This is a genomic window from Pseudomonas sp. FSL L8-0168 (assembly GCF_037976155.1).
Lineage (GTDB): Bacteria > Pseudomonadota > Gammaproteobacteria > Pseudomonadales > Pseudomonadaceae > Aquipseudomonas > Aquipseudomonas paracarnis.
In genome coordinates this window covers 3705069-3729632 of sequence record NZ_CP150262.1, presented here as the reverse complement: position 1 = coordinate 3729632, position 24564 = coordinate 3705069, and the positions used below count along the sequence as shown (strand labels likewise).

The following is a 24564-nucleotide window of genomic DNA, read 5'->3' as shown; positions in this document are numbered from 1 at the left end:
ATCCGCGTTACCGTTGCTCGTTCCCACGCTCTGCATGGGAATGCATCTTGCGACGCTCCGCGTCGCTATTGCGGGACGCGGAGCGTCCCAGGCGGCGTTCCCACGCAGAGCGTGGGAACGATCAGATCAGGCGACAGAGATCACTTGAAGCGCCGCTCCACACCCTTCTCCACCAGAATCTTCGCCGAAATCTCTTCCACCGAAAAATGCGTGGAATTGATGTGCGCAATATTTTCGCGACGGAACAGATTTTCTACTTCCCGCACTTCAAATTCGCACTGGGCATAGCTGGAGTAGCGGCTGTTGGGCTTGCGTTCGTTGCGGATGGCGGTCAGCCGGTCCGGGTCGATGGTCAGGCCGAACAGTTTGTGTGAGTGCGCGCGCAAGGCGGCGGGCAGGGTCAGGTGTTCCATGTCATCTTCGGTCAGCGGATAGTTGGCCGCACGAATACCGAATTGCATGGCCATGTACAGGCAGGTGGGGGTCTTGCCGCAACGCGACACGCCCACCAGGATCAGGTCGGCCTTGTCGTAGTAGTGGGTGCGGGCGCCGTCGTCGTTGTCGAGGGCGAAGTTCACCGCCTCGATGCGCTCCATATAGTTGGAGTTATGCCCGATGGAATGGGACTTTCCGACGGAATAGGAGGAGTGTTCACTCAGCTCCTGTTCCAACGGCGCCAGGAAGGTAGAGAAAATGTCGATCATGAAACCATTCGACGTTGCGAGAATCTCACGAATGTCTTGATTGACGATGGTGTCGAAAATGATCGGGCGAAAACCGTCTTTTTCAGCCGCCAGATTGATTTGTTGTACCATGGCCCGCGCTTTATCCACGCTGTCTATATAAGGCCGGGTGAATTTGGCGAAGGTAATGTTTTCGAACTGCGCGAGCAGGCTCTGGCCCAATGTTTCGGCTGTGATGCCGGTGCCGTCGGAAATAAAGAAAGCAGATCGTTTCATTTGAGCCCTGGGCCTTAAGCTGATGGCGAATCTTGGATATGATAGGCGCGATTTTGCCGTCCCGCAGTGGGCCGCATTCTCACTTATTTTCCAGGTCCAGGCCACAAGCGCTGGCGTTAGCTCCTACTGAGCAACCCGCGTCCTGAGCTTTTCCAACACAGAAAGTGGAGAGATCACCTTGGTAGAGTACGTAGTTTCCCTCGATAAGCTCGGCGTCCATGATGTAGAGCATGTGGGGGGCAAGAACGCATCCCTCGGCGAGATGATCAGTAATCTTGCAGGCGCTGGTGTCTCGGTGCCCGGTGGTTTCGCCACCACGGCCCAGGCTTACCGCGACTTCCTAGAGCTGAGCGGCCTCAACGCCCAGATCCACGCCGCGCTGGACGCCCTGGACGTCGATGACGTCAACGCCCTGGCCAAGACCGGCGCCCAGATCCGCCAGTGGATCATGGAAGCCGAGTTCCCCGAGAAGCTCAACGAAGAAATTCGCACCGCCTTCGCCACCCTGTCGGCCGGTAACCCGGACATGGCCGTCGCCGTGCGTTCCTCGGCCACCGCCGAAGACTTGCCGGACGCCTCCTTTGCCGGCCAGCAGGAAACCTTCCTCAACATTCGCGGCGTCGAAAACGTGATCCGCGCGGCCAAGGAAGTGTTTGCCTCCCTCTTTAACGACCGTGCGATCTCCTACCGCGTACACCAGGGTTTCGACCACAAGCTGGTGGCCCTGTCTGCCGGCGTGCAGCGCATGGTGCGTTCGGAAACCGGCACTGCCGGTGTGATGTTCACCCTGGATACCGAATCCGGTTTCCGTGACGTGGTGTTTATCACCGGCGCCTACGGCCTGGGCGAAACCGTCGTACAAGGCGCGGTCAACCCGGACGAATTCTACGTACACAAGGGCACCCTCGAAGCGGGCCGCCCGGCCATCCTGCGCCGTAACCTGGGCAGCAAGGCCATCAAGATGATCTACGGCGACGAGGCCAAGGCCGGTCGCTCGGTCAAAACCGTTGAAGTCGACAAGGCCGAGCGTGCGCGTTTCTGCCTGACCGACGCTGAAGTCAGCGAGTTGGCCAAACAAGCGATGATCATCGAAAAGCACTACAAGTGCCCGATGGACATCGAGTGGGCCAAGGACGGTGACGACGGCAAGCTTTACATCGTGCAGGCTCGCCCGGAAACCGTGAAGAGCCGCACTTCGGCCAACGTCATGGAGCGCTACCTGCTCAAGGAAACGGGCACCGTGCTGGTGGAAGGCCGTGCCATTGGCCAGCGCATTGGCGCAGGCAAGGTGCGGATCATCAAGGACGTGTCCGAGATGGACAAGGTCCAGCCGGGTGACGTACTGGTTTCCGACATGACCGACCCAGACTGGGAACCGGTGATGAAGCGCGCCAGTGCCATTGTCACCAACCGTGGCGGGCGTACCTGCCACGCGGCGATCATTGCCCGTGAGCTGGGGATTCCGGCAGTCGTGGGTTGCGGCAACGCCACCCAACTGCTCAAGGATGGCCAGGGTGTGACCGTGTCCTGCGCCGAAGGCGATACCGGCTTTATCTTCGAAGGCGAGCTGGGCTTCGATATCAAGCAAAACTCCATCGACGCCATGCCCGACCTGCCGTTCAAGATCATGATGAACGTCGGCAACCCGGACCGTGCCTTTGATTTCGCCCAGTTGCCGAACGCCGGCGTGGGCCTGGCCCGCCTGGAATTCATCATCAACCGCATGATCGGCGTGCACCCCAAGGCACTCCTGAACTATGACGGCCTGCCGCTGGACATCAAGGAAAGCGTCGACAAGCGCATCGCCGGCTACAACGACCCGGTAGGTTTCTACGTCGAGAAACTGGTCGAAGGCATCAGCACCCTGGCTGCGGCGTTCTACCCGAAAAAGGTCATCGTGCGCCTGTCGGACTTCAAGTCCAATGAATACGCGAACCTGATCGGCGGCAAGCTCTACGAGCCGGAAGAAGAAAACCCGATGCTGGGTTTCCGCGGCGCCTCGCGTTACATCAGCGAAGCCTTCCGTGACTGCTTCGAGCTTGAATGCCGTGCGCTCAAGCGCGTGCGCAACGAGATGGGCCTGACCAACGTCGAGATCATGGTGCCCTTCGTGCGCACCCTGGGCGAAGCGAGCCAGGTGGTGGACCTGCTGGCAGAAAACGGCCTGACCCGTGGCGAGAACGGCCTGCGCGTGATCATGATGTGCGAGTTGCCGTCCAACGCCATCCTGGCTGAAGAGTTCCTGGAGTTCTTCGACGGTTTCTCCATCGGCTCCAACGACCTGACGCAGTTGACCCTGGGCCTGGACCGCGACTCGGGGATCATCGCCCACCTGTTCGACGAGCGTAACCCAGCGGTCAAGAAGCTGCTGGCCAACGCCATCCAGGCCTGTAACAAGGCTGGCAAGTACATCGGTATCTGCGGCCAAGGCCCTTCGGACCACCCGGACCTGGCCAAATGGCTGATGGAGCAGGGGATCGAGAGCGTCTCGCTGAACCCCGATTCCGTGCTGGAAACCTGGTTCTTCCTGGCTGAAGGCCAAGCGTCCGCCTAAGATCGCGTGGTCAAAAGTGCCGGTCACTCGTTGCGGGTGACCGGCATTCTTATCTGTACAGGGCGGGAATCCTTGCGGACGCCGCCCTTTTTTGTGCAAGAGCATTATGCAAAGCAGCAGCCATCTGTTTCCTGTCGCCCTGATCAGCGCTGAACGTCGGGGCGACCTGAGTGAAGACGTCTACCGACTCAAACCCGGTAACAGCCCGGACGGCACCGTCGAGCTGGCGGTTACCCGTTTGGGCCTGGCCGATGTCCCGGAAAACCGGGGCACGCCGATTATTTTGTTGCATGGCAGTTTTTCCAATCGACGTTTCTGGTATTCGCCAAAAGGAATTGGCCTGGGGGCTTACCTCGCACGTCGCGGATTTGATGTGTGGATCCCGGAAATGCGCGGCCATGGTTTGTCCAAGCGCAATCACGACTACGCCAGTAACCGCGTCGCCGATTATGCGCGCTACGATTTGCCGGCCGTGGGGGCGTTTGTGTGTGAGCAAAGCGGGCAGATTCCGCACTGGATCGGGCATTCCCTCGGTGCCACCACCCTGGCTGCGGCCTTGGGTGGGCAGCACTTGGATGCATCAGCGGTGGCGTCGGTGGCGTTGTTCGGCTGCCAGGTCAGTCGCACCCACTGGCCGTTGAAAATTCCACCGGTGGAGTGGGGCGCTCGCTTTATCCTCAAGCGCCTTGCCCATCTGTCGGGCCCGCGCTTCAAGCGTGGGCCCGAGGACGAGCCGGCCGGCGTGATGATCGAAGCGATGCGTTGGAACGGCCTGTTCGGCCGGTTTGGCGATGCCGAGCATGACTGGTGGAAAGGCTTGGCGCAGGTCGATGTGCCGCTGTTGGCGGTGAGCGCAGCGGGCGACCGGCAAGACCCGGACTGGGCCTGCCGCAAGCTCTTCGAGCAAGTGGGCAGCGAGCATCGCCAGTACCTGTGCCTGGGACGTCAGCAAGGTTTCAGCGAGGATTTCGGCCATGTGCAGATGCTGGTCAGTAAAGCGGCCCAGGCCCAAGTGTGGCCTTTGGTCGAGCGCTGGTTGAACGACCCGCTGACACCCTTATTCGGTACGCAATCCGAAGTGTCCGCAGCGGTTTGACGAAACGCTCTACCAAGGGCGTTTCACTCTTGAATGGTTGCGGCTAAGATATGACGCGCCACGCGGTTCTGGTCATATTCAGTCGCGCAACGTGTATTGCGTTACGCTGAACCGGGTTTGATCATGGCCGCCGCCAACGCCCAGGCACTTAAAGAATGCCTGTCGCGGGGCGTTTTCTTGATGTACACCGTGGATGTTCGACCTCTTCTTTGATGACAGGAGTTTCTCGATGAACCATTACGTGACCCCCGACCTGTGTGACGCCTACCCGGAGCTGGTGCAGGTAGTGGAGCCGATGTTCAGCAACTTCGGTGGCCGAGACTCCTTTGGTGGCGAGATTGTCACCCTCAAATGCTTCGAGGATAACTCCCTGGTCAAGGCGCAGGCTGACCTGCCGGGCGTTGGCAAAGTGCTGGTGGTCGACGGTGGTGGTTCCCTGCGCTGCGCGTTGCTGGGTGACATGATTGCCGAGAAAGCCGCGAAAAATGGTTGGGAAGGGCTGGTGATCTACGGGTGCATCCGTGACGTCGACGTCATCGCTCAGACCGACCTGGGTGTGCAGGCCCTGGCCTCTCATCCGAAAAAAACCGACAAGCGCGGCCTTGGCGACCTGAACGTCCCGGTGACATTCGCAGGCGTGACGTTCCGCCCCGGTGAGTACATTTATGCCGATAACAACGGGGTGATCGTGTCACCCAGCCCGCTGAAAATGCCTGAATAAACTGCCGCAACCGATCGGGGTGAGGATGTTCGAAGAAGAAAACGCGCAATGGGGGCTGGTGCATGCCCTGGTGCTGGACGGTAAAGGCGGTGCGCGTTCGATTGCCCGGACTGAGCTCGACGATTTGCAGTTGCAGCCCCAGGAAAGCCTGTGGCTGCACTGGGATCGCAGCCATCCTCAAACCCAGACCTGGCTGCGCAAATCCAGCGGCCTGAGCGAGTTTGCCTGTGACCTGCTGCTGGAGGAAAACACCCGTCCACGGCTGTTGCCGCTGCCGGACGCCGAATTGCTGCTGTTTCTGCGCGGGATCAATCTCAACCCAGGCGCGGAGCCGGAAGACATGGTGTCGGTGCGCATTTTCGCCGCCGCCAACCGAGTGATTTCCCTGCGTTTGCGCCCCTTGCGCGCTACCGATGAGTTGCTGGTGCAACTGGCAGACGGCAAAGGCCCCAAGACGGCGTCTGAACTCATCCTTTATATGGCTCAGTACCTGACCAACAAAGTGCAGGATCTGGTCGCCGGCTTGTCTGAAATCGTCGATTCCGAGGAAGAAAAACTCGATGCCGACGAACGGTATACTCCGGAGCACGGCAGCGTTCTGCAGATCCGTCGAAGAGCCGCCGGACTCAAGCGCTTCCTGGCCCCCCAGCGGGATATTTTCGCCCAGCTGACACGAATCAAATTGGCGTGGTTCTGCGACGACGATGCCGACTATTGGAACGAACTGCACAACAGCCTGACCCGTTACCTGGAAGAGCTGGAATTGGCCAGAGAGCGCGTGGGGCTTGTGCTGGAGGCTGAAGACCGGCGCTTGAGCCTGCGCATGAACCGCACCATGTACCGCTTCGGGATCATCACCGGGATCTTCTTGCCGATGAGTTTTCTCACCGGTTTGCTCGGTATCAATGTGGGCGGCATTCCATTCTCTGCCAGCCCTTATGGATTCATGATTGCGTGCCTGTTGATGGTGTCTGTGGCACTGGGGCAATGGTGGTTATTTCGACGATTGCGCTGGGTTTGACCTGAATATGACCTGAACGTAAGAAAGGGCCGATGTGACCCGAGGAATTTTACCCTCGTCTTTTAAATCACTTGCGAGAGGTCTCTATGCACGATCCGTTCGAACAGTCTTTGCGTGACATGCTCAATGCTTCGCCATCCAACCGTGATGACGATGCCTGCCTGGGCCGCGTACTGAAAACCGCCAACCGTCAGGTAGGGGCGGGTGACCTGTTCGGTCTGCTCGGGCGTTGGTTGCCGGCGTTGATGATGGCCCTGAACAACGGTTCGGCCCATGTGTCACCGGTTTCCCGTCGTAAACCTCTTGCTAGCACTGCTGATAAGGCTGATTGAATATGGAACTTGATCTCTGGACCCAGAGCCTGGTCACCGCGATGACCGCATTGTGGACCAAGGTGGCGAATTTCATTCCCAACCTGTTTGGTGCCCTGGTCCTGGTATTGCTGGGTTTTGTCGTGGCCAAGCTGCTCGATACCCTGCTGTCCAAATTGCTCGCCAAACTGGGGCTCGATCGCCTGATGGCTGGCACTGGCCTGACCAAACTGCTCGGTCGCGCGGGGTTGCAAGTACCGATTTCGACCCTGATCGGCAAGATCGTCTATTGGTTCGTTCTACTTATTTTTCTGGTTTCTGCAGCGCAGTCCCTTGGACTTGAGCGAGTTTCAGCTACGCTCGACATGCTGGCACTGTATTTGCCGAAAGTTTTCGGCGGCGCGCTGGTGCTGCTGGTGGGGGTTCTACTCGCGCAACTGGCCAACGGGCTGGTGCGCGGGGCCGCCGAAGGCGTGGGGTTGGACTACGCAGCGGGCCTGGGACGAATTGCCCAGGGGCTGGTGATCATCATCAGTATTTCCGTCGCGATCAGCCAGTTGGAGGTCAAAACTGACCTGCTCAACCACGTGATTGTGATTGTTTTGATTACCGTTGGTCTGGCAGTTGCGCTGGCCATGGGGTTGGGAAGCCGGGAAATTGCCGGTCAGATTCTTGCGGGAATCTATGTGCGTGAGCTGTATCAAGTTGGGCAACAGGTGCGTGTGGGCGAGGTCGAAGGGCAAATCGAGGAGATCGGCACAGTCAAGACGACCGTGCTGACCGATGACGGGGAACTGGTGTCGCTGTCCAACCGGATTCTCCTGGAGCAGCAGGTCAGTAGCCGCTAATCCGGCAAATCCTGCTAATGTACGCCGCCGCAAACCCGGGTGACCGGGTTGCAGCGGACATTGACCTGACTGTCGGCACGACTTGTTTTGAATAAAGCCCAAACGCTGTCCACGCGCTATGACCCCCGTGAGCTCTCTGATGAGGAGTTGGTCGCGCGCTCGCACACGGAGCTGTTTCACGTAACACGCGCGTACGAAGAATTGATGCGCAGGTATCAACGCACTCTGTTCAACGTTTGTTCAAGGTATTTGGGGAACGATAGAGACGCGGATGATGTCTGTCAGGAAGTGATGCTCAAGGTGCTATACGGCCTGAAGAACTTCGAGGGCAAATCGAAGTTCAAGACCTGGCTGTACAGCATCACGTACAACGAGTGCATCACGCAGTATCGGAAGGAACGGCGAAAGCGTCGCTTGATGGACGCTTTGAGTCTGGACCCCCTTGAGGAGGCGTCTGAAGAGAAGGCGCCGGCACCCGAGGAAAAGGGCGGACTTGATCGCTGGTTGGTGCATGTGAACCCGATTGACCGCGAAATTCTGGTGCTTCGATTTGTCGCAGAGCTGGAATTTCAGGAAATCGCTGACATCATGCATATGGGTTTGAGTGCTACAAAAATGCGGTACAAGCGTGCTCTTGATAAATTACGTGAGAAATTTGCGGGCGAGACTGAAACTTAGTGCGTAGCAAATATCTCTTACGTGTAGGCAAGTTCTGTTAGACTTGTCGCCGAGTTGTCCCCCGGTTTGTGGGACTGCTTTACAATCACCAGATGGGGATTTAACGGATGAAACTGAAAAACACCTTGGGCTTGGCCATTGGTTCTCTTATTGCCGCTACTTCTTTCGGCGTTCTGGCACAAGGCCAAGGCGCAGTTGAAGGCGAGCTGTTCTACAAGAAGCAGTACAACGATAGCGTTAAGCACATCGAAGACGGCTTCAACCCAGGCGCTCGCATTGGTTACTTCCTGACCGACGATCTGTCGTTGAATCTGTCGTACGACAAGACCAACCACACCCGTTCGAACGACGGCACTGGCAACCAGAAGATCAAAGGTGACACTGGCAGCCTCGTTGCTCAGTACCACTTCGGTCAGGCTGGCGTTGATAGCCTGCGTCCATACGTTGAAGGCGGTTTCGGCCACCAGAGCCGTACCAACGTTCAGGCTGACGGCCACAGCGGTCGCGACCAGACCACTTTCGCTACCATCGGTACCGGCGTGAAGTACTACTTCACCAACAACCTGTACGCTCGTGCTGGTGTTGAAGCTGACTACGGTCTGGACAACGGCAAGTGGGACTACTCCGCACTGGTTGGCCTGGGCGTGAACTTCGGCGGTAACGCTGGCGCAGCTGCTCCAGCTCCTACCCCAGCACCAGCTCCAGAGCCAGTTCCAGAGCCAGAAGCTCCGGTTGCTCAGGTTGTTCGTGTTGAGCTGGACGTTAAGTTCGACTTCGACAAGGCCGTTGTTAAGCCTAACAGCTACGGCGACGTTAAAAACCTGGCCGACTTCATGGCTCAGTACCCAGCTACCAACGTAGAAGTTGCTGGTCACACTGACTCCGTAGGTCCAGACGCTTACAACCAGAAGCTGTCCCAGCGTCGTGCTGACGCTGTTAAGCAAGTCCTGGTTAAAGACGGCGTTGCTCCTAGCCGTGTAACTGCTGTTGGTTACGGCGAATCCCGCCCAGTTGCTGACAACGCAACTGAAGCTGGTCGCGCTGTTAACCGTCGCGTAGAAGCGTCGGTTGAAGCTACCGCTCAGTAATTACTGAGTAGTAAAGAAAAGCCCGGCTCAGGCCGGGCTTTTTTTCGCCTGCGATTTGCCTCAGGCGCTTGCCGCAGCGGCGATGCTAGCCATCTGTGCGGCGCCGGCAACCTGGCCAATCACCAGGATGGCCGGGCTCTTCAGCGCAAAGGTTTTTGCCGCTTCATGCATGGCCGCCAGGGAGCTGCGGCATTCGCGTTGCTGGGGCAATGAAGCGTTTTCGATCATTGCCACCGGCATATCCGCAGCCATGCCGCCGTTGAGCAGCTGTTCGCGGATTTCTTCCAGCTTCGCCACACCCATATACACCACCAGCGTGGTTCCACCCTCCGCCAGCGCACGCCAGTTCAAGCTACTGTCATCCTGGGTATGCGCGGTGACCAAGGTCACTCCGCGGCTCACCCCGCGCAAGGTCAACGGGATATCGCACTGGGTTGCTCCGGCCAGCCCTGAGGTGATGCCATTGACCAATTCCACCTCGACACCACGCTCGCGCAGCCAGGTTGCCTCCTCGCCACCGCGGCCAAAAATACACGGGTCACCGCCTTTAAGGCGTACTACGCACTTGCCCTGGCGTGCATAACGCAACATCAGGCGGTGAATGAAATCCTGCGGGGTAGAACGACATCCCCCGCGCTTGCCGACGGTAATCACCCGGGCGCTGGTGCAGTGTTCCAGTACTGCCGGGTTGACCAGATCATCAATCAGCACGACGTCCGCTGACTGCAGAGCCCGGACCGCTTTCAGGGTCAGCAACTCCGGGTCACCCGGACCTGCGCCTACCAGCCACACTTTTGCGCTCATGTTGTTCCCCTTACACACTGATGGCGATTGGCTGCGGGTTGCTGGCCAAAAGACGTTTGATTTCCGGCACGCAGGAGCCGCATTGGGTGCCGCAGCCCAAGGCCTGTTTGAGGCCATCCAGGTCCAGGCCGCTGCCGATACCGGCACACACGGCGTTTTCGCTGACGTTCTTGCAGTTGCACACAATCTTGTTGCTGGCCGTGGTACCGCCCGGTGGCGCGCTCAAGGGCGCCAGCAACCAGCGCCGCAGTTGCTCGTCGGCCCGGCCTTCCAGCCACAGGCTTTGCAGCCAGTGACGGGCCAGGGTTTCGCCGGCCAGGCGCAGGGCGGTGATGCGGCCTTTCTCGATCTTCACGCGCTTGCCGATTGAGCGGCGCGGGTCGTCATAGGCCATTACCGGGCCGTCGTTGAGGCCCAGCAGGTGGTCGATACGGGTCAAGAGTTGCAGGTCGGGCGCCTCGGTATGCGCGGCGCGCACCAGCAGCGCGGGGCGTTCACGGCCAGCCAGGCTCAGGCTGACGTAGGCAAAGGTTTCACACAGTGGGCGCAAGGCTTCGAAGTGTTGCTGTACATCGCCTTCGATCAGCGCAAACAGCTGCCACGGCAGTTGCACGGCTTCCAGGCGCACGCCGCTGTGCTTGAGCTCCGGCTGCTTGGACAAAGGGTCGAACGCCGGTTGGGTGAGGGTATTGACGCCGCCCTTGAGAAAGCGGTCGCCCCAGTGCATGGGCAGAAACGCTTGGCCGGGACGCACACTGTCATCGCTGCCGACGGCGACGATCACGCTGCCGCGACGGCTTTTCAGGCTGACCAGGTCACCCTCTTTGAAGCGGTGGCGGCGTAGCTCATCCGGATGCAGGCTCAACAATGCTTCACTGACGTGCCCGAACAACTGCGCTGCCGTGCCGGTGCGGCTCATGCCGTGCCATTGATCACGCAGTCGACCGGTGATCAGGGTCAGGGGAAATCGCGCATCGCGCTGTTCCTTGGCGGCGCGATAAGGCTCGGCGACAAACTGCGCCCGCCCAGTGTCAGTGGGGAAAATGCCGTCGGTGTACAAGCGCGACGTACCCGCTTGCGCACCCTCGGGAAACGGCCATTGCTGCGGGCCGAGCTGGTCGAGCAGGGCGTGGCTGATGCCGGACATATCCAGGTCACGGCCTTGAGTCAGTGGCTTGAATTCATCAAACAGCTGCGCCGCGTGCTCAAAGGCGAACAGGCTCGGCAACCCCGGCCGTAGACGGCGCTCCAGGCGTTGTGCGAAATCCACGGTGATCGCCCAATCCGCGCGTGCTTCACCCGGTGGGTTGATGGCGCGGCGCACGTGGGAAATACGTCGCTCGGAGTTGGTCACCGTGCCGTCTTTTTCACCCCAACTGGCGGCGGGCAGTAGCAGGTCGGCATAGGCGGCGGTTTCGGTGGTACGAAAGGCTTCCTGCAACACCACGAACGGGCACGCTGCCAAAGCGGCGCGCACCGCGTTCTGGTCGGGCAGCGATTGGGCCGGGTTGGTACAGGCGATCCACAACGCCTTGATCTTCCCCGCCTGCACCTGTTCAAACAGTTCGATGGCGGTAAGGCCGGTGGTCGCGGGCAGTTGTTCCACGCCCCAATAGGCCGCCACTTCAGCGCGGTGTTCAGGGTTGGCCGCTTCGCGGTGGCCCGGCAGCAAATTGGACAGGCTGCCGGTTTCGCGCCCACCCATGGCGTTCGGTTGGCCGGTCAGGGAAAACGGCCCGCAGCCCGGCCGGCCAATGGTCCCCGTGGCTAAATGCAGGTTGATCAGTGCACTGTTTTTGGCGCTGCCGGCGGTGGATTGGTTAAGCCCCATGCACCACAGCGACAGAAAGCTGCTGGAGGTGCCCACCCACTGCGCGCACAGGCGCAACTGTTCGACGCTGATGCCGCATAGCTGCGTGACCATCTGCGGCGTGTAGTCATGCACCAGGCGCTTGAGTTCGGCCAAGCCGTCGGTGTGGGCCTGGATAAACGCGCGGTCGACCCAGTCTTCCCACAGCAACAGATGCAAAATGCCGTGGAACAACGCCACATCCGTGCCCGGCAAGATCGCTAGGTGCAGGTCGGCCAAGTCGCAGGTGTCGGTACGCCGAGGGTCAATCACCAGCACTTTCATCTGCGGGCGTTGCGCCTTGGCTTGCTCCAGGCGCCGGAACAATACCGGATGGGCGTAGGCCATATTGCTGCCGACGATCATCACGCAGTCGCTGTTTTCCAGGTCTTCATAGCTGCACGGCGGCGCATCGGCGCCCAGGCTGCGCTTGTAGCCGACCACTGCCGAAGACATGCACAGCCGGGAGTTACTGTCGATATTATTAGTGCCCACCAACGCCCGCGCCAACTTGTTGAAGCTGTAGTAGTCCTCGGTCAACAGTTGCCCGGAGATATAGAACGCCACGCTGTCGGGCCCGTGTTCGGCAATCGTCTCGGCAAACACGTTGGCCGCGTGTTCCAGGGCGGTGTCCCAGTCGGTGCGAGTGCGTGCCAGTGCTTTGCCCAAGCGTAATTGCGGGTACAGGGCGCGGGCGCTCACGTCGCCGGTCAAGTGCAGGCTGGCACCTTTGCTGCACAACTTGCCGAAGTTGGCCGGATGGCTGGGGTCGCCTTGCACCCCCAGGATCTGTTCGCCGTCATGCTCGATCAGCACGCCGCAGCCCACCCCGCAATAACAGCAGGTGGACGCGGTGGTCTGGCGGTTCATCAACCCGCGTCCCGCAGGGCCAGCATCACCCGGCCGTTTTCGACCCGGGCCTGATGATGGTGGGCGCAGCCGATATCCGGGGCCTGGGCTTGGCCAGTCGCCAGGTCAATCTGCCAGTTGTGCAGCGGGCAGGCCACGCGCTTGCCGTAGATCAAGCCTTGGGACAGCGGCCCGCCCTTGTGCGGGCAGCGGTCGTCGAGGGCAAAGACTTCATCGTCACTGGTGCGAAAAATCGCGATGTCACCTTTGGGCCCGCTGATGATGCGCGAGCCCAGGGCGTTGATTTCATCGAGGGCGCAGATATCCAGCCAGTTCATAGCGAGACCTCCAGTTGTTTGACGGGGATCACGTCGAATTCCTTTTTCAGCAGCGGCTGCTCCAGGCGTTCCTTCCACGGGTCCTGCTCGAATGACAACGAGAACTGCAAACGCTCATTGAGGGCTTGGCGGCGCGCCGGGTCTTCCAATACGGCCTTCTTGATATGCTCCATGCCCACTCGCTGCAGGTAGTGCACGGTGCGCTCCAGGTAGAAGGCTTCTTCGCGGTACAACTGCAGGAACGCGCCGTTGTATTCACGCACTTCCTCGGCGGTTTTCACCTTGACGAAGAACTCCGCGACTTCGGTCTTGATCCCGCCGTTGCCGCCGATGTACATCTCCCAGCCCGAGTCGACACCGATAATGCCTACGTCCTTGATGCCCGCTTCCGAGCAATTGCGTGGGCAACCGGACACCGCCAACTTGACCTTGTGGGGCGACCACATGTTGAACAGGTCATGCTCCAGCTCGATGCCCAGTTGTGTGGAGTTCTGCGTACCAAACCGGCAGAACTCGCTGCCCACACAGGTTTTGACGGTACGGATGGATTTGCCATAGGCATGCCCGGACGGCATATCCAGGTCCTTCCATACCCCAGGCAAGTCCTGCTTCTTGATACCGAGCAAGTCGATACGCTGGCCGCCGGTGACCTTGACCATCGGCACGTTGTACTTGTCGGCCACATCGGCGATGCGGCGCAGCTCCGAAGGGTTGGTCACGCCGCCCCACATCCGTGGCACCACAGAATAGGTGCCGTCTTTTTGAATATTGGCGTGGGCCCGTTCGTTGATCAGCCGCGATTGCGGGTCGTCCTTGGCTTCGCCGGGCCAGGTGGAGATCAGGTAATAGTTGAGCGCCGGGCGGCAGGTGGCGCAGCCATTGGGGGTGCGCCAGTTCAGGTAACGCATGGTGCTGTCGATGGTCAGCAGGTGCTGCTCGCGGATGGCCTGGCGGATCTGCCCGTGGTTGAGGTCGCTGCAGCCACAGATGGCTTTTTCACTTTTGGGTTTGACGTCGGCGGCGCCGCCCACGGTGTTGATCAGGATCTGCTCGACCAGCCCGGCACAGGAGCCGCAGGAACTGGCGGCCTTGGTGTGTTTTTTCACCTCATCGACACTGAACAGCCCTTGTTCCTGGATCGCCTTGACGATGGTGCCCTTACACACGCCGTTGCAGCCGCAGACTTCGGCGCTGTCGGCCATGCTCATGGCTTTGTCCTGGCCTTGGTGGCCGACATCGCCGAGTGCATTTTCACCGAACATCAGATGATCGCGGATTTCACCGATGGCGTGGTTCTCACGGATCTGGCGGAAATACCAGCCGCCATCGGCGGTATCGCCGTACAGGCAGGCGCCGACCAGGATGTCGTCCTTGATCACCAGCTTCTTGTACACGCCGCCAATCGGGTCGGAGAGCGTGATGGTTTCGGTGCCTTCGCCGCCCATGAAGTCGCCGGCGGAGAACAGGTCGATGCCGGTGACTTTCAGCTTGGTGGAGGTCACCGAGCCCTTGTAAGTGGCAAAGCCCAATTGGGCCAGGTGGTTGGCGCAGACCTTGGCCTGTTCGAACAAGGGTGCCACCAGGCCATAGGCGATGCCGCGATGGCTGGCGCATTCACCGATCGCATAGATACGCGGGTCGTAGGTTTGCATCGTGTCGTTGACCAGGATCCCACGGTTGCAAGGGATGCCGGACTTTTCCGCGAGTTCGGTATTGGGGCGGATGCCGGCAGCCATCACCACCAGGTCGGCCGGGATGATGTCGCCATTTTTGAACTGCACCGAGCCGACGCGGCCATTGCCGGCATCGTGCAGGGCCTGGGTCTGCTCGCACAGGCGAAACATCAGGCCGCGACTTTCCAGTTCGGTTTGCAGTAGCTGGCCGCTGGTCTTGTCCAGTTGCCGCTCCAGCAGCCATTCACCGATGTGCACCACCGTCACGTGCATGCCGCGCAGCATCAAGCCGTTGGCCGCTTCCAGGCCGAGCAGGCCGCCGCCGATCACCACCGCATGCTTGTGGGTCTTGGCGGTGTCGATCATCGCCTGTGTATCGGCAATGTCACGGTAGCCAATCACACCCTGCAACGTGTTGCCGGGAATCGGCAGGATAAACGGCGTGGACCCGGTGGCGATCAGCAGGCGGTCATATTCGGCCTCGGTGCCGTCTTCGGCGATGACTTTGCGCTTGACCCGGTCGATCTGCACCACTTTGCGGTTGAGCAGCAGTTTGACGTTATTGTTCAGGTACCAATCCAGGTCGTTGAGCACGATCTCTTCGAAGGTTTGCTCACCGGCCAGTACCGGCGACAGCAGGATGCGGTTGTAGTTGGTGTGAGGCTCGGCGCCGAACACGGTGATGTCGTATAGCTCGTTGCTCAGCTTGAGCAGTTCTTCCAGGGTGCGAACCCCGGCCATACCGTTGCCGATCATCACCAGTTTGAGTTTTTTCATGTCGTTCTCCGCAATGGCTCGACAAATCGTGCGCAAACAAAAAAGGCATCCCCGCTAGTCAGCTAGCGAGGACGCCTTTGTCCTGGTCCCGTTCTCTCGGGAAGCTCGGCCCTTCGTCGTTGAAGGAGCGGCTATATGTGGGGTGTTGGCAAAAGCTAATGCAGCAGCTGTGCCAAGTCCCTATAGCCCCAGTTTTACTGGGCGTTTACACAGAGAGTCGGCGGATTCTGCCCGTTAGTGGTGCATCAACCAGTACAACAGCACCAGATTGAGCAAAAGCGAGGCCATCGCCAGGGTCTGCCAGACTTTCAAGGGGTCGCGTTCGAGCAAAGGCCGTGGGCGTAGGCTCAATTCGCGGCGGTCGGCCTGCTCCAGCACCAACAGCCATTCTTCGGCGGTTTCATAGCGTTGGCCCGGGACAGCGAACAGCGCTCGTTCCAGACTGTGTGGCAACCACTCCGGCAAGTCGGGGCGATAACGGCTGGCGCTGACGGGCTGGGAAAACCTGGGCCGTTGGAAGGCCTCGATTTCACCGTAGGGGTAATGCCCGGTCAGCAGGTAATACAAGGTCACGCCGACGCTATACAAATCCTGTTGTACCGTAGGCTGCTCGCCAGCGAACGCCTCGGGTGCGATAAAACTTGGGGTACCAGGCAGCAGGTGGGCACGGTCCTCGGAGAGCCCGGGGCAATAGGCCAGGCCGAAGTCCAGCACTCGCAGTTCGCCATCTTCTCCCAGCAGCAGGTTTTCCGGCTTGATATCGCGGTGCAGGATCTGCCGGCGATGCAGCAGGCCCACGGCGCGCAGCAAGCGTTCTGCAATCGACTGCCATTGTGCCAACGGAAGAGGGCCCTGTTGTTGGAACAGTTGGGCCAGGGTTTGCCCGGCGTATTCGCGCATCACGTAGTACAAATGCTGACGGCCACTGGCGGCATGCACTTCGGGAAAGGCACGGCCGGCGACCCGGCGCAGAAACCATTCCTCCGATAACAAGGCCTGGGCCGCATCGGTATCGTCGCAACGCAACGGCAAGGTCTTGAGCAGCCAGGGGTGCCCCTGGGCGTCGTGCACGCGGTACAGCAACGACTGCCGACTCTGCGCCAGCACGCTTTGCACCTGCCAGCCTTCAAAGATTTGTCCGACTTTCAGCGGTGGCGGCAGTGGCCATTGCTGCAACTGCACCAGGGCGTCGCCGAGGGTGGCCGCGCCGAGTTGATCGATGCGCACCAGCAAGGCGCTGGCATTGTCTTGGCTACCCGCCAGGTGGGCGGCGCTGACCAGAGTGTTGACGGCCAGGTCGAGGTCGCTTTGCTCGCGCAGGATCGCACCGATGCTGTGATCGCCCAGCGTGGCCCACACCCCGTCGCTGAGCAGCAGGAAACACTCGCCCTCGCGCAATGGACCATCGAGGAAGTCCAGCACCAGGTGCTGATCCAGGCCGAGGGCGCGCTTGAGCACATGCTGCATGCCCGGCTGTTCCCACACATGGTCTTCGCTGATGCGTTGCAACTCGCCGTCAAGCCAACGATACGCCCGGCAATCACCGACATGGGCCAGGGTGAAGCGTTGGCCGCGAAACACCAGGGCGCTGAGGGTGGTGAGCAACGGTTGGCCGCCGCCGTTGGCTTGCAACCAGCGATTCTGCGCGACCAACAGACGTTCGAGCGACTGGGCCACGCCCCAAGTCTGCGGCGTGGCGTAGTAGTCCACGGCCAGCGCCTGCAAGGTCGAGCGTGCGGCCAGGCCGCCGTCGGCGCACTGGCTGACGCCGTCGGCCAGCGCGCACAGGTAGCCTTTGCTCGCGGCCAGTTCCGCCATGGGCGTGACCACCCGCAGCGCATCCTGGTTCTCGCTGCGCGGGCCGATGGCACTGGCCTGGGCGATGCTCAGTTGTAAGCTCATCAGACGCGTGCGGCGGTCACGGCGGCCGAACCCCAGGTGGTTCTCCAGCGCCGTTTCACCCCATGCAGGCCGAACCAGGCCAACACACCGAGGCTGGCGAACAACCACAGGGCCAGTTGATAGCTGCCAGTACTCTGCTTGATGGCGCCCATGCCTGCCGCGAGGGCGAAGCCGCCGATGCCGCCGGCCATGCCGATCAGGCCGGTCATGACGCCGATCTCACTGCGAAAACGCTGCGGCACCAGTTGGAATACCGCCCCATTGCCAGCGCCCAGACCGAGCATGGTGCAGACGAAAAGCGCCAGCGCGGCGTAGGAACTGGGCAAGTTGAACCCCACTGCCGCAATGCAGATCACCGCCACGCTGTACATGCCGAGCAGAGTCTTGATCCCGCCGAACCGGTCTGCCAGGGCGCCACCCAATGGGCGCATCAGGCTGCCACCGAACACACAGGCGGCGGTGTAATAGCCGGCGGTCACCGGGCTCAGGCCGTACTGGTCGTTGAAGTAGCCGGGCAGGGCGCTGGCCAGGCCGATAAACCCGCCGAAGGTCACGCTGTAGAAGAACATGAACCACCAACTGTCGCGGTCGCCCAAGGCCTTGAAGTAGTCGGCCATGGCTTTGGCTTTCGGCCGTTCAGGCGCATTGCGCGCAAGCCAGGCGAATACGATCAGGGTCAGCACCAGTGGGATCAGCGCAAAGCCGAATACATTGCTCCAACCAAAGGCGGCCGCCAGCACGGGCGCCAGCAACGCCGCAAACACGGTGCCGGAGTTACCGGCGCCGGCGATGCCCATGGCCTTGCCCTGGTGCTCCGCCGGATACCACTGTGATGCCAAGGGCAGGGCGACGGCGAAGGACGCACCGGCCATGCCCAGGAACATGCCCAGCAGCAGCGCTTGTTCGTAGCTGTGGATCCCCAGTTTCCAGGCGCAGAACAGCGCCACGATCACAATCACCTGGCCAATCAGCCCGGCGGTCTTGGGCGACAGCTTGTCGGCCAGCATTCCCATCAAAAAGCGCAGCACCGCGCCCGCCAGGATCGGGGTGGCCACCACCAGGCCGCGCTGTTGGGTGGTCAGGTGCAAGTCAGCGGCAATCTGCACCGCCAGGGGGCCCAGCAGGTACCAGACCATGAAGCTCAGGTCGAAATACAGGAACGCGGCAAACAGGGTCGGGGTGTGCCCGGATTTCCAGAAGCTTGATTTCATCACGCACCTCAACGGTTGGGGGTCTAGAAACGAAAAAACGCCGCCACCGGGTTCGCAAGCGCAAACCGGGTGGGCGACGTCTTTGTCGTGAGGGGGCAACCGCCGTTGGCTACCTGTGGTGAATGCTTAGCAAATCCTGCGCCAACCCGAATTATTCACACCTGTCGCTTGGACCTCTGGCGCTTTGCGTCATCAGCGGCGCATGGCGGGACGCGGAGCGTCCCTGGCGGCGTTCCCACGCAGGAGCGTGGGAACCATCAAGCTGAGCCAGATCAGCCGAGCAACTCGCTCATGGCAATAATCTGCTCCGCCACCTGGATCAGTTTCTGTTGACGGCTCATGGCCTGGCGGCGCATCAGGGTGTAGGCCTCTTCCTCGTTACAGCTTTTCATTTTCATCAGCAGGCCCTTGGCCAACTCGATGCGCTTGCGTTCGGCCAGTTGCTGGTCGCGGGCATGCAGCTGGGCGCGCAGGGCCTGGTCACTCTCGAAGCGCGCCATGGCCACATCGAGGATCGGTTGCAGGCGCTGGGCCTGGATGCCTTCGACGATATAGGCACTGACGCCGGACTTGATGGCCTGGCGCATCACATTCGGGTCGTGTTCATCGGTGAACATCACGATCGGCCTGGGCTGATCGCGGCTGACCAGCACCACTTGCTCCATCACATCGCGCCCGGGTGACTCGGTATCGATCAGGATCACATCAGGACGCACTGTTTCGACGCGTGCGGGCAGGTCGATGGTCAAGCCGGACTCATCGATCACCTCAAAGCCGGCCTCGGTCAATGCGGCTTTGAGGCGCCCGACTTTACGCGGGGTGTCGTTGATCAACAGGATTCGCAGCATCGTCGGGCTCCTGTCAGCGCAGCGCTTGGCGATTGGCGTCATCGGCCAAGGCGTGAAGGTGGAAGCTGCGGGCATAGCCGGCGGGATCGCTGCCGTCCCAGGTCTTGCCGTCGAGCAACTGGCTGCGGCGCATGTCCGAGTTGCCCGGGGTAATGCCCAGCGTCTCGGCCGCCTGGCGGTACAGCGCCAGTTGCTGCACCTGCCGGGCGACGCCCAGGTAGTCCGGGTCTTCACGCAGCAAGCCCCAGCGCCGAAACTGGGTCATGAACCACATGCCATCGCTGAGGTAGGGCAGGTTCACCTCGCCGTCGGCGAAAAAGCGCAGTGCATGGGGATCTTGCCACTGGTTGCCCAGGCCATCGTCATAGTCCCCCAGCAAGCGTGGTTCGATGCAAGCCACAGGCGCATCGAGGTATTCAGGGGCACTGAGCAACTGGGCGGTAGAGCGGCGGTTTTCACGGCTCTGCTCGATAAACCGGCTGGCCTCCAGGATCGCCATGACCAGCACGCGTGCGGTATTGGGGTAGGCGTCAACGAAGGCTTGGGTGCAGCCCAGGACTTTTTCCGGGTGGTCCGGCCAGATCGCCTGGCTGGTCGCCAGGGTAAAGCCCTGGTTCTGTTGCACTGCGCTGGCGCACCAAGGTTCACCCACGCAAAGGCCGTCGATGCGGCCGGCTTGCAGGTGCGCCACCATTTGTGGCGGCGGCACTACTACGCTGTTCACATCCTGCAAGGGATGAATGCCTTGGCTCGCCAGCCAGTAATACAACCACATGGCGTGGGTGCCGGTGGGAAACGTCTGGGCGAAGGTGAGTTTTGTCCGGCTTTGGTGCACATGGCGCTTCAACGCCTCAGGAGTGATCATCCCTTGCTGTTGCAGGCCATGGGACAGGTTGATGCCCTGGCCATTCTGGTTCAGCCCCATCAGCACCGCCATGGGGCTGGGGGCGACGCCGCCGATGCCCAGGTGTACGGCATAGATCAGCCCGTAGAGACTGTGGGCGGCGTCCAATTCACCGCTGACCAGCTTGTCGCGCAGGTTGGCCCAGGACGCCTGGCGCTTGAGGTTGAGTGTGAGGCCGTAGGGTTGGGCGAAGCCCTGGGTGGCGGCGACCACCAGCGAGGCGCAATCGGTCAGGGCCATGAACCCCAGGTCCAGGCTGCTCTTTTCCGGGGCATCGCTGCCGTTTACCCAAGCCAGCGGATCGTTCATCAATACCTGCCTTTTTCTAAAAAAAAGCGCCGTTTCCCTGGTTGGCGTATAGGCCATTGCAGGGGAACGACGCCTTTGTCCGTAGGCCCGTGCCGCCTTTGGTGCGAGCCTGATACAGAGTGCAAAGCAAGGCACATGCCATGGGTGGGGCGGTTGCAACAGGCCGTCAGCTTTCGATCATGATTGAACCTCGTGCGCCTCGCAGTATGGCCGCTTCTTCAGGCCAGACCGCCAGGCATACCCACGGTGCACGCTGATTACCTCGCAACCCTCAATTGCCGCTGGCTGTACAGCGCGCTGCTGTGCGCCGTGCTGGTACTGGGCAGTGCCACGGCCCGTGGCGAGGAGTTGCCGCTCTACGGCGCCGAAGACGAGAGAAGCTCGGCGGTGGTGCTGCGGCATATTTCCGTCAATAGGCTGCGCGGCATCATGCGGCGTGCGGGGCTGGATGAGCCGCGCTACCCCCTGCGTGAAAACGGCGCGCGTACGTTCTATGTAACCGGGCCTTCCCGTTATGTCGACCAGGTATTGCGCCTCGCTCAACTGATGGACCGCCCCCCACGCAAGGTGCCAGAGCATGCGTCGTTATTCGGCGTGGTGAAAGTGATCAACGTCCTCGTGGACGATCACCTGCAGGGCGCAGGTGCCAACAGGGTCCTTGTACCGGGCATGGCTTCAATGATCAAAGCTCGGTTATCCCAGGCGCAGAAGGACCAACTGGCCGATGGCCGCCTTGTGTTAATGGCTTATCCGGATACCAACAGTCTGTTGATCAAGGGTTCACCTGCCCAAGTGAAGGTTATCGAAAAACGGGTGGCCGAGTTGGATGTCGCCCAGCCGCTGGATGAAGCCTCGCCGGGGCCGGCGCAGGCTGTCGGTGGAGACGTGCAACTGGTCGGCGCACCTCAGTTGACCGCCGCGCAATATGAGTACGTGCGACGTGCGTTCCTGCGAGCGGACCCTGAGTCTTCCCCCTGAAAAAGGCGTTTGTCCATGCACCTGGAAATATTGCTGCAGGAGCAACTGATCAGCCGCAAGCGTTTGGCCGCATTCGCACCGGGGAAGGTGCTGCCCTTGGACCCAGGCGTCACCCGCTGTGTGGAGGTGCGGGTCAATGGGCAACTGATGGCAGTGGGAGAGTTGGTGCAGTTGGAGGATCGGCTAGGGGTTGAATTGCAGGAAACCTTTCAGGAGTGGCTGCCGCAATAAGGGTGCGAGCGAATTATCTGACCGGCTTCGGCCCAAAAAAGGCAAATGAATGGGTTTTTTCCTAACGCAGGTACGGGGCGCGGTTTTTATAGTCATGCCAATGGCAGATGAATTGGTTCACACAGTATGGATTTGAATGTCAGTAGTCGACTACAGAGGTGCGTATGGCCGTCGTAATGGATGAAACGACGACGTCCCTGGTCTTCGCTCGTTGGACCTTGCATGGCGATGGCCGGTTGACGGGTGTGGAGGCGGATATTCAGTTGGCTCCCAAGGAGGGGCATGTGCTGCGGTTGCTGCTGGCTTCCGGCGGCGCGCTGATGACCAAGGACCGCTTGCTGGAACTGGCCTGGCCTCGGGGGGAAGTGGCCGATGAGTCACTCACGCGGTGTATCTATTCCCTGCGCAAGCACTTGAGGGCCGACAAAGGCTTTATCAAGACGATTTATGGCAAGGGCTATCGCTTTACCTGCCCGGTGCGCACAGGTGATCAACCCAGGGCAGTGGCGCACGTGTGCGCCGTCTGTGGTCAGGCCAGCAATGTCCAGAGTTAAGGCATGGGGCAAAGGCCTGGTGCTCGGGGTATTGATGGGCAGCAGCCAGGCCTGGGCCTTTTGCTGGGAAGAGGCGGCCAGCCGCCACGACCTTGAGCCGGAGTTGCTGCAAGCTATCGCCTCGGTCGAATCGGGTTACCGGGCGCAAGCGATGAACTACACCAACCGCAATGGCACGCGGGATATCGGCTTGATGCAAATCAACAGCATCCATTTGCCGCGCTTGCTCAAGCAGGGCATTACCGAAGAACGGCTGTTGAGCGAGCCCTGCCTGTCGGTAGAAGTAGGCGCCTCGATTCTTGCCGAGTTCATCCAGCGTTTTGGCTATAACTGGACGGCGGTGGGGGCTTACAACGTGGGGCCGGGGCCCGGGCCACAGCGTGAGGCATTACGCCTGCGCTACGCCGAAAGGATCTGGGTGCGTTATGAGGCGTTGACGGCGCAACGTCAATGAGATCAGGTGGCACGCCTCGCATGCAGGCCGCCACCCCGGCTATAATCAGCGTCACCTTTTGCCGCCATCCGAGTCTAGCCCGCCCATGTATACCCTGGCCCGCCAGCTGTTGTTCAAACTCTCCCCGGAAACCTCCCACGATCTGTCCCTGGACCTGATCGGTGCCGGTGGCCGTCTGGGGCTCAATGGCCTGGTATGCAAGGCAGCGGCGAAAGTGCCGGTGTCGGTGATGGGGCTCGACTTCCCCAACCCGGTCGGTCTGGCTGCCGGCCTGGACAAGAACGGCGCGGCCATCGACGGGTTTGCGCAACTGGGGTTCGGCTTTGTCGAAATCGGCACCGTGACCCCACGGCCGCAACCGGGCAACCCCAAGCCTCGCATCTTCCGGCTGCCGGAAGCGGAGGCGATCATCAATCGTATGGGCTTCAACAACCTCGGCGTCGACCATCTGCTGTCGCGGGTTCAGGCGGCAAAGTACACCGGCATTCTGGGTATCAACATTGGCAAGAACTTTGACACGCCGGTGGAGCGTGCGGTGGATGACTACCTGATTTGCCTGGACAAGGTCTATGCCCACGCCAGCTATGTCACCGTCAACGTCAGCTCGCCCAACACCCCGGGCCTGCGCAGCCTGCAATTTGGCGATTCCCTCAAGCAACTGCTCGAAGCCTTGCGCCAGCGCCAGGAAGACCTGGCCGTGCGGCATGGCAAGCGTGTGCCGCTGGCCATCAAGATCGCGCCGGACATGAGCGATGAAGAAACCGTCCTGGTGGCCCAGGCCCTGGTGGATTCTGGGATGGACGCGGTGATTGCGACCAACACCACCCTCAGCCGCGTGGGCGTCGAAGGCCTGGCCCATGGTGACGAGGCCGGCGGCCTGTCGGGCGCGCCGGTGCGGGACAAGAGCACCCATATCGTCAAGGTGCTGGCGGCCGAGTTGGCTGGGCGTTTGCCGATCATCGCGGTGGGCGGTATCACCGAAGGCAAACACGCGGCTGAGAAGATCGCGGCCGGCGCCAGCCTGGTGCAGTTGTACTCCGGCTTCATCTACAAAGGCCCGGCATTGATTCGCCAGTCGGTGGATGCCATCGCTGCCTTGCGCTGATCAGGCAATAAAAAGGGCTCCATAAAGGAGCCCCTGGGCCGAAGCCCGCCGCCCGGATGGGGCGCGCGTGGTTAAGTCGCTACAAGTTCAAAGATGTGTGTGTCGCAATTAAATCCCCTGATTAGCCGACGGCGTGAAGTTCGTTGAGTCTGTGGATGCCCGCAGTGCCAGTCATACCGTCCCAGTTGTCGCCGCGTCCTTCTCGCCAGCCGTTGATCCAGGCTTGGCGTACCGACGGTAGAGTAAATGGGCAAAGCTCACGGGATTTTCCATGAACGCCATATTGATATCCGCGTAAAAATGCTCTTTCCAACGGATCACGCTTAAGTCTTCTCATAGGGTGTTTCCCTCACTTGTTGACTGTCTAGATATCCTTCGGCCTCGTCCAAGGCCGGGCAGAGTTTTTCTGCCGTTGGTGGGCTCGCTGCCGGCGTGGCGAGCCAATGTGTTGGCACCGTTACGGCGCCAACCTGTGTTGAGTTCTAACCAATAGGTCACATGT

At 60.6% G+C, this 24564-nt stretch carries 23 protein-coding genes; 13 read left to right on the top strand and 10 right to left on the bottom strand.

Going from position 1 to position 24564, the window contains the following annotated elements; genetic code table 11:
- Positions 1–140: 140 nt before the first annotated feature.
- On the bottom strand, positions 141–959 hold the full coding sequence (locus MHH62_RS16955; protein WP_003193298.1) for a pyruvate, water dikinase regulatory protein: 819 nt from the start codon (positions 957–959) through the stop codon (positions 141–143).
- Between the two features lie 178 nt (positions 960–1137).
- Between MHH62_RS16955 and ppsA the strand changes: the two genes are divergently transcribed.
- From ppsA to MHH62_RS16915, 8 genes are all read left to right on the top strand, one after another.
- Positions 1138–3513 carry a phosphoenolpyruvate synthase gene (ppsA, locus tag MHH62_RS16950; RefSeq protein ID WP_003193296.1) on the top strand — a complete coding sequence of 792 codons (2376 nt, stop codon included), beginning with the start codon at positions 1138–1140 and terminating at the stop codon, positions 3511–3513.
- Between the two features lie 106 nt (positions 3514–3619).
- Positions 3620–4609, top strand: a complete 990-nt coding sequence (locus MHH62_RS16945; RefSeq protein WP_019820545.1) for an alpha/beta fold hydrolase — start codon at positions 3620–3622, stop codon at positions 4607–4609.
- Between the two features lie 229 nt (positions 4610–4838).
- Positions 4839–5330: a ribonuclease E activity regulator RraA gene (rraA, locus tag MHH62_RS16940; RefSeq protein ID WP_019820544.1), complete on the top strand. Its 492-nt coding sequence runs from the start codon at positions 4839–4841 to the stop codon at positions 5328–5330.
- 25 nt (positions 5331–5355) lie between these two features.
- A complete protein-coding gene (locus MHH62_RS16935) occupies positions 5356–6351 on the top strand; it encodes a zinc transporter ZntB (RefSeq protein WP_014719487.1) in 996 nt (331 codons plus the stop codon).
- An 86-nt stretch (positions 6352–6437) separates the two neighbouring features.
- Positions 6438–6683 (top strand): hypothetical protein, encoded by a 246-nt coding sequence (locus MHH62_RS16930; protein ID WP_014719486.1) that lies wholly within the window; start codon positions 6438–6440, stop codon positions 6681–6683.
- Between the two features lie 2 nt (positions 6684–6685).
- Positions 6686–7510, top strand: coding sequence for a mechanosensitive ion channel domain-containing protein (locus MHH62_RS16925; protein ID WP_003193288.1), 825 nt, complete (start codon positions 6686–6688; stop codon positions 7508–7510).
- Between the two features lie 87 nt (positions 7511–7597).
- Positions 7598–8188, top strand: coding sequence for an RNA polymerase sigma factor SigX (gene sigX, locus MHH62_RS16920; protein WP_003193286.1), 591 nt, complete (start codon positions 7598–7600; stop codon positions 8186–8188).
- Between the two features lie 107 nt (positions 8189–8295).
- A complete protein-coding gene (locus MHH62_RS16915) occupies positions 8296–9276 on the top strand; it encodes an OmpA family protein (RefSeq protein WP_019820540.1) in 981 nt (326 codons plus the stop codon).
- A gap of 60 nt (positions 9277–9336) precedes the next feature.
- On the opposite strand, the gene cobA is transcribed toward MHH62_RS16915, so the two are convergent.
- From cobA to MHH62_RS16875, 8 genes are all read right to left on the bottom strand, one after another.
- Positions 9337–10080, bottom strand: coding sequence for a uroporphyrinogen-III C-methyltransferase (gene cobA / locus MHH62_RS16910; protein WP_020302632.1), 744 nt, complete (start codon positions 10078–10080; stop codon positions 9337–9339).
- Between the two features lie 10 nt (positions 10081–10090).
- Positions 10091–12799, bottom strand: coding sequence for a nitrate reductase (locus MHH62_RS16905; RefSeq protein ID WP_014719484.1), 2709 nt, complete (start codon positions 12797–12799; stop codon positions 10091–10093).
- Positions 12799–13116: a nitrite reductase small subunit NirD gene (gene nirD / locus MHH62_RS16900; RefSeq protein ID WP_014719483.1), complete on the bottom strand. Its 318-nt coding sequence runs from the start codon at positions 13114–13116 to the stop codon at positions 12799–12801. Before nirD ends, MHH62_RS16905 begins: the two co-directional genes overlap by 1 nt.
- Positions 13113–15566 (bottom strand): nitrite reductase large subunit NirB, encoded by a 2454-nt coding sequence (nirB, locus tag MHH62_RS16895; protein WP_339231463.1) that lies wholly within the window; start codon positions 15564–15566, stop codon positions 13113–13115. The genes nirD and nirB overlap by 4 nt, the downstream gene beginning before the upstream one ends.
- 234 nt (positions 15567–15800) lie before the next feature.
- A complete protein-coding gene (locus MHH62_RS16890) occupies positions 15801–17468 on the bottom strand; it encodes a bifunctional protein-serine/threonine kinase/phosphatase (protein WP_339231461.1) in 1668 nt (555 codons plus the stop codon).
- A complete protein-coding gene (locus MHH62_RS16885) occupies positions 17468–18679 on the bottom strand; it encodes a nitrate/nitrite transporter (protein WP_014719480.1) in 1212 nt (403 codons plus the stop codon). The genes MHH62_RS16890 and MHH62_RS16885 overlap by 1 nt, the downstream gene beginning before the upstream one ends.
- Positions 18680–18951: 272 nt before the next feature.
- On the bottom strand, positions 18952–19527 hold the full coding sequence (locus tag MHH62_RS16880; RefSeq protein WP_003193274.1) for an ANTAR domain-containing protein: 576 nt from the start codon (positions 19525–19527) through the stop codon (positions 18952–18954).
- Between the two features lie 13 nt (positions 19528–19540).
- Positions 19541–20740, bottom strand: coding sequence for a CmpA/NrtA family ABC transporter substrate-binding protein (locus tag MHH62_RS16875; RefSeq protein ID WP_014719479.1), 1200 nt, complete (start codon positions 20738–20740; stop codon positions 19541–19543).
- A 246-nt stretch (positions 20741–20986) separates the two neighbouring features.
- On the opposite strand from MHH62_RS16875, the gene MHH62_RS16870 reads away from it, so the two are divergent.
- The 5 genes from MHH62_RS16870 (at position 20987) to MHH62_RS16850 (ending at position 24062) form a co-directional block, all read left to right on the top strand.
- A complete protein-coding gene (locus MHH62_RS16870) occupies positions 20987–21718 on the top strand; it encodes a secretin N-terminal domain-containing protein (protein WP_014719478.1) in 732 nt (243 codons plus the stop codon).
- Between the two features lie 15 nt (positions 21719–21733).
- Positions 21734–21949 (top strand): FliM/FliN family flagellar motor switch protein, encoded by a 216-nt coding sequence (locus MHH62_RS16865; protein WP_014719477.1) that lies wholly within the window; start codon positions 21734–21736, stop codon positions 21947–21949.
- Positions 21950–22113: 164 nt separating this feature from the next.
- Positions 22114–22503, top strand: a complete 390-nt coding sequence (locus MHH62_RS16860) for a winged helix-turn-helix domain-containing protein (RefSeq protein ID WP_014719476.1) — start codon at positions 22114–22116, stop codon at positions 22501–22503.
- Positions 22490–22957 carry a transglycosylase SLT domain-containing protein gene (locus tag MHH62_RS16855; RefSeq protein WP_014719475.1) on the top strand — a complete coding sequence of 156 codons (468 nt, stop codon included), beginning with the start codon at positions 22490–22492 and terminating at the stop codon, positions 22955–22957. The genes MHH62_RS16860 and MHH62_RS16855 overlap by 14 nt, the downstream gene beginning before the upstream one ends.
- Positions 22958–23042: 85 nt before the next feature.
- Entirely contained in the window at positions 23043–24062 is a 1020-nt protein-coding gene (locus tag MHH62_RS16850) for a quinone-dependent dihydroorotate dehydrogenase (protein WP_057701027.1), read from the top strand.
- Positions 24063–24183: 121 nt separating this feature from the next.
- Here the strand turns inward: MHH62_RS16850 and MHH62_RS16845 are convergent, their stop codons facing one another.
- Positions 24184–24399, bottom strand: coding sequence for a ribosome modulation factor (locus MHH62_RS16845; RefSeq protein WP_002553055.1), 216 nt, complete (start codon positions 24397–24399; stop codon positions 24184–24186).
- Positions 24400–24564: the final 165 nt, after the last annotated feature.

What these genes read in the sequence shown, in the direction of transcription:
- MHH62_RS16880 (WP_003193274.1), bottom strand. Translation starts at nt 19,527, where the DNA reads ATGCTGCGAATCCTGTTGATCAACGACACCCCGCGTAAAGTCGGGCGC.
- nirB (WP_339231463.1), bottom strand. Translation starts at nt 15,566, where the DNA reads ATGAAAAAACTCAAACTGGTGATGATCGGCAACGGTATGGCCGGGGTT.
- MHH62_RS16865 (WP_014719477.1), top strand. Translation starts at nt 21,734, where the DNA reads ATGCACCTGGAAATATTGCTGCAGGAGCAACTGATCAGCCGCAAGCGT.
- MHH62_RS16945 (WP_019820545.1), top strand. Translation starts at nt 3,620, where the DNA reads ATGCAAAGCAGCAGCCATCTGTTTCCTGTCGCCCTGATCAGCGCTGAA.
- MHH62_RS16905 (WP_014719484.1), bottom strand. Translation starts at nt 12,799, where the DNA reads ATGAACCGCCAGACCACCGCGTCCACCTGCTGTTATTGCGGGGTGGGC.
- MHH62_RS16885 (WP_014719480.1), bottom strand. Translation starts at nt 18,679, where the DNA reads ATGAAATCAAGCTTCTGGAAATCCGGGCACACCCCGACCCTGTTTGCC.
- MHH62_RS16955 (WP_003193298.1), bottom strand. Translation starts at nt 959, where the DNA reads ATGAAACGATCTGCTTTCTTTATTTCCGACGGCACCGGCATCACAGCC.
- MHH62_RS16890 (WP_339231461.1), bottom strand. Translation starts at nt 17,468, where the DNA reads ATGAGCTTACAACTGAGCATCGCCCAGGCCAGTGCCATCGGCCCGCGC.
- MHH62_RS16935 (WP_014719487.1), top strand. Translation starts at nt 5,356, where the DNA reads ATGTTCGAAGAAGAAAACGCGCAATGGGGGCTGGTGCATGCCCTGGTG.
- MHH62_RS16860 (WP_014719476.1), top strand. Translation starts at nt 22,114, where the DNA reads ATGGCCGTCGTAATGGATGAAACGACGACGTCCCTGGTCTTCGCTCGT.
- MHH62_RS16925 (WP_003193288.1), top strand. Translation starts at nt 6,686, where the DNA reads ATGGAACTTGATCTCTGGACCCAGAGCCTGGTCACCGCGATGACCGCA.
- MHH62_RS16855 (WP_014719475.1), top strand. Translation starts at nt 22,490, where the DNA reads ATGTCCAGAGTTAAGGCATGGGGCAAAGGCCTGGTGCTCGGGGTATTG.
- nirD (WP_014719483.1), bottom strand. Translation starts at nt 13,116, where the DNA reads ATGAACTGGCTGGATATCTGCGCCCTCGATGAAATCAACGCCCTGGGC.
- MHH62_RS16875 (WP_014719479.1), bottom strand. Translation starts at nt 20,740, where the DNA reads ATGAACGATCCGCTGGCTTGGGTAAACGGCAGCGATGCCCCGGAAAAG.
- MHH62_RS16930 (WP_014719486.1), top strand. Translation starts at nt 6,438, where the DNA reads ATGCACGATCCGTTCGAACAGTCTTTGCGTGACATGCTCAATGCTTCG.
- MHH62_RS16850 (WP_057701027.1), top strand. Translation starts at nt 23,043, where the DNA reads ATGTATACCCTGGCCCGCCAGCTGTTGTTCAAACTCTCCCCGGAAACC.
- MHH62_RS16915 (WP_019820540.1), top strand. Translation starts at nt 8,296, where the DNA reads ATGAAACTGAAAAACACCTTGGGCTTGGCCATTGGTTCTCTTATTGCC.
- rraA (WP_019820544.1), top strand. Translation starts at nt 4,839, where the DNA reads ATGAACCATTACGTGACCCCCGACCTGTGTGACGCCTACCCGGAGCTG.
- MHH62_RS16845 (WP_002553055.1), bottom strand. Translation starts at nt 24,399, where the DNA reads ATGAGAAGACTTAAGCGTGATCCGTTGGAAAGAGCATTTTTACGCGGA.
- cobA (WP_020302632.1), bottom strand. Translation starts at nt 10,080, where the DNA reads ATGAGCGCAAAAGTGTGGCTGGTAGGCGCAGGTCCGGGTGACCCGGAG.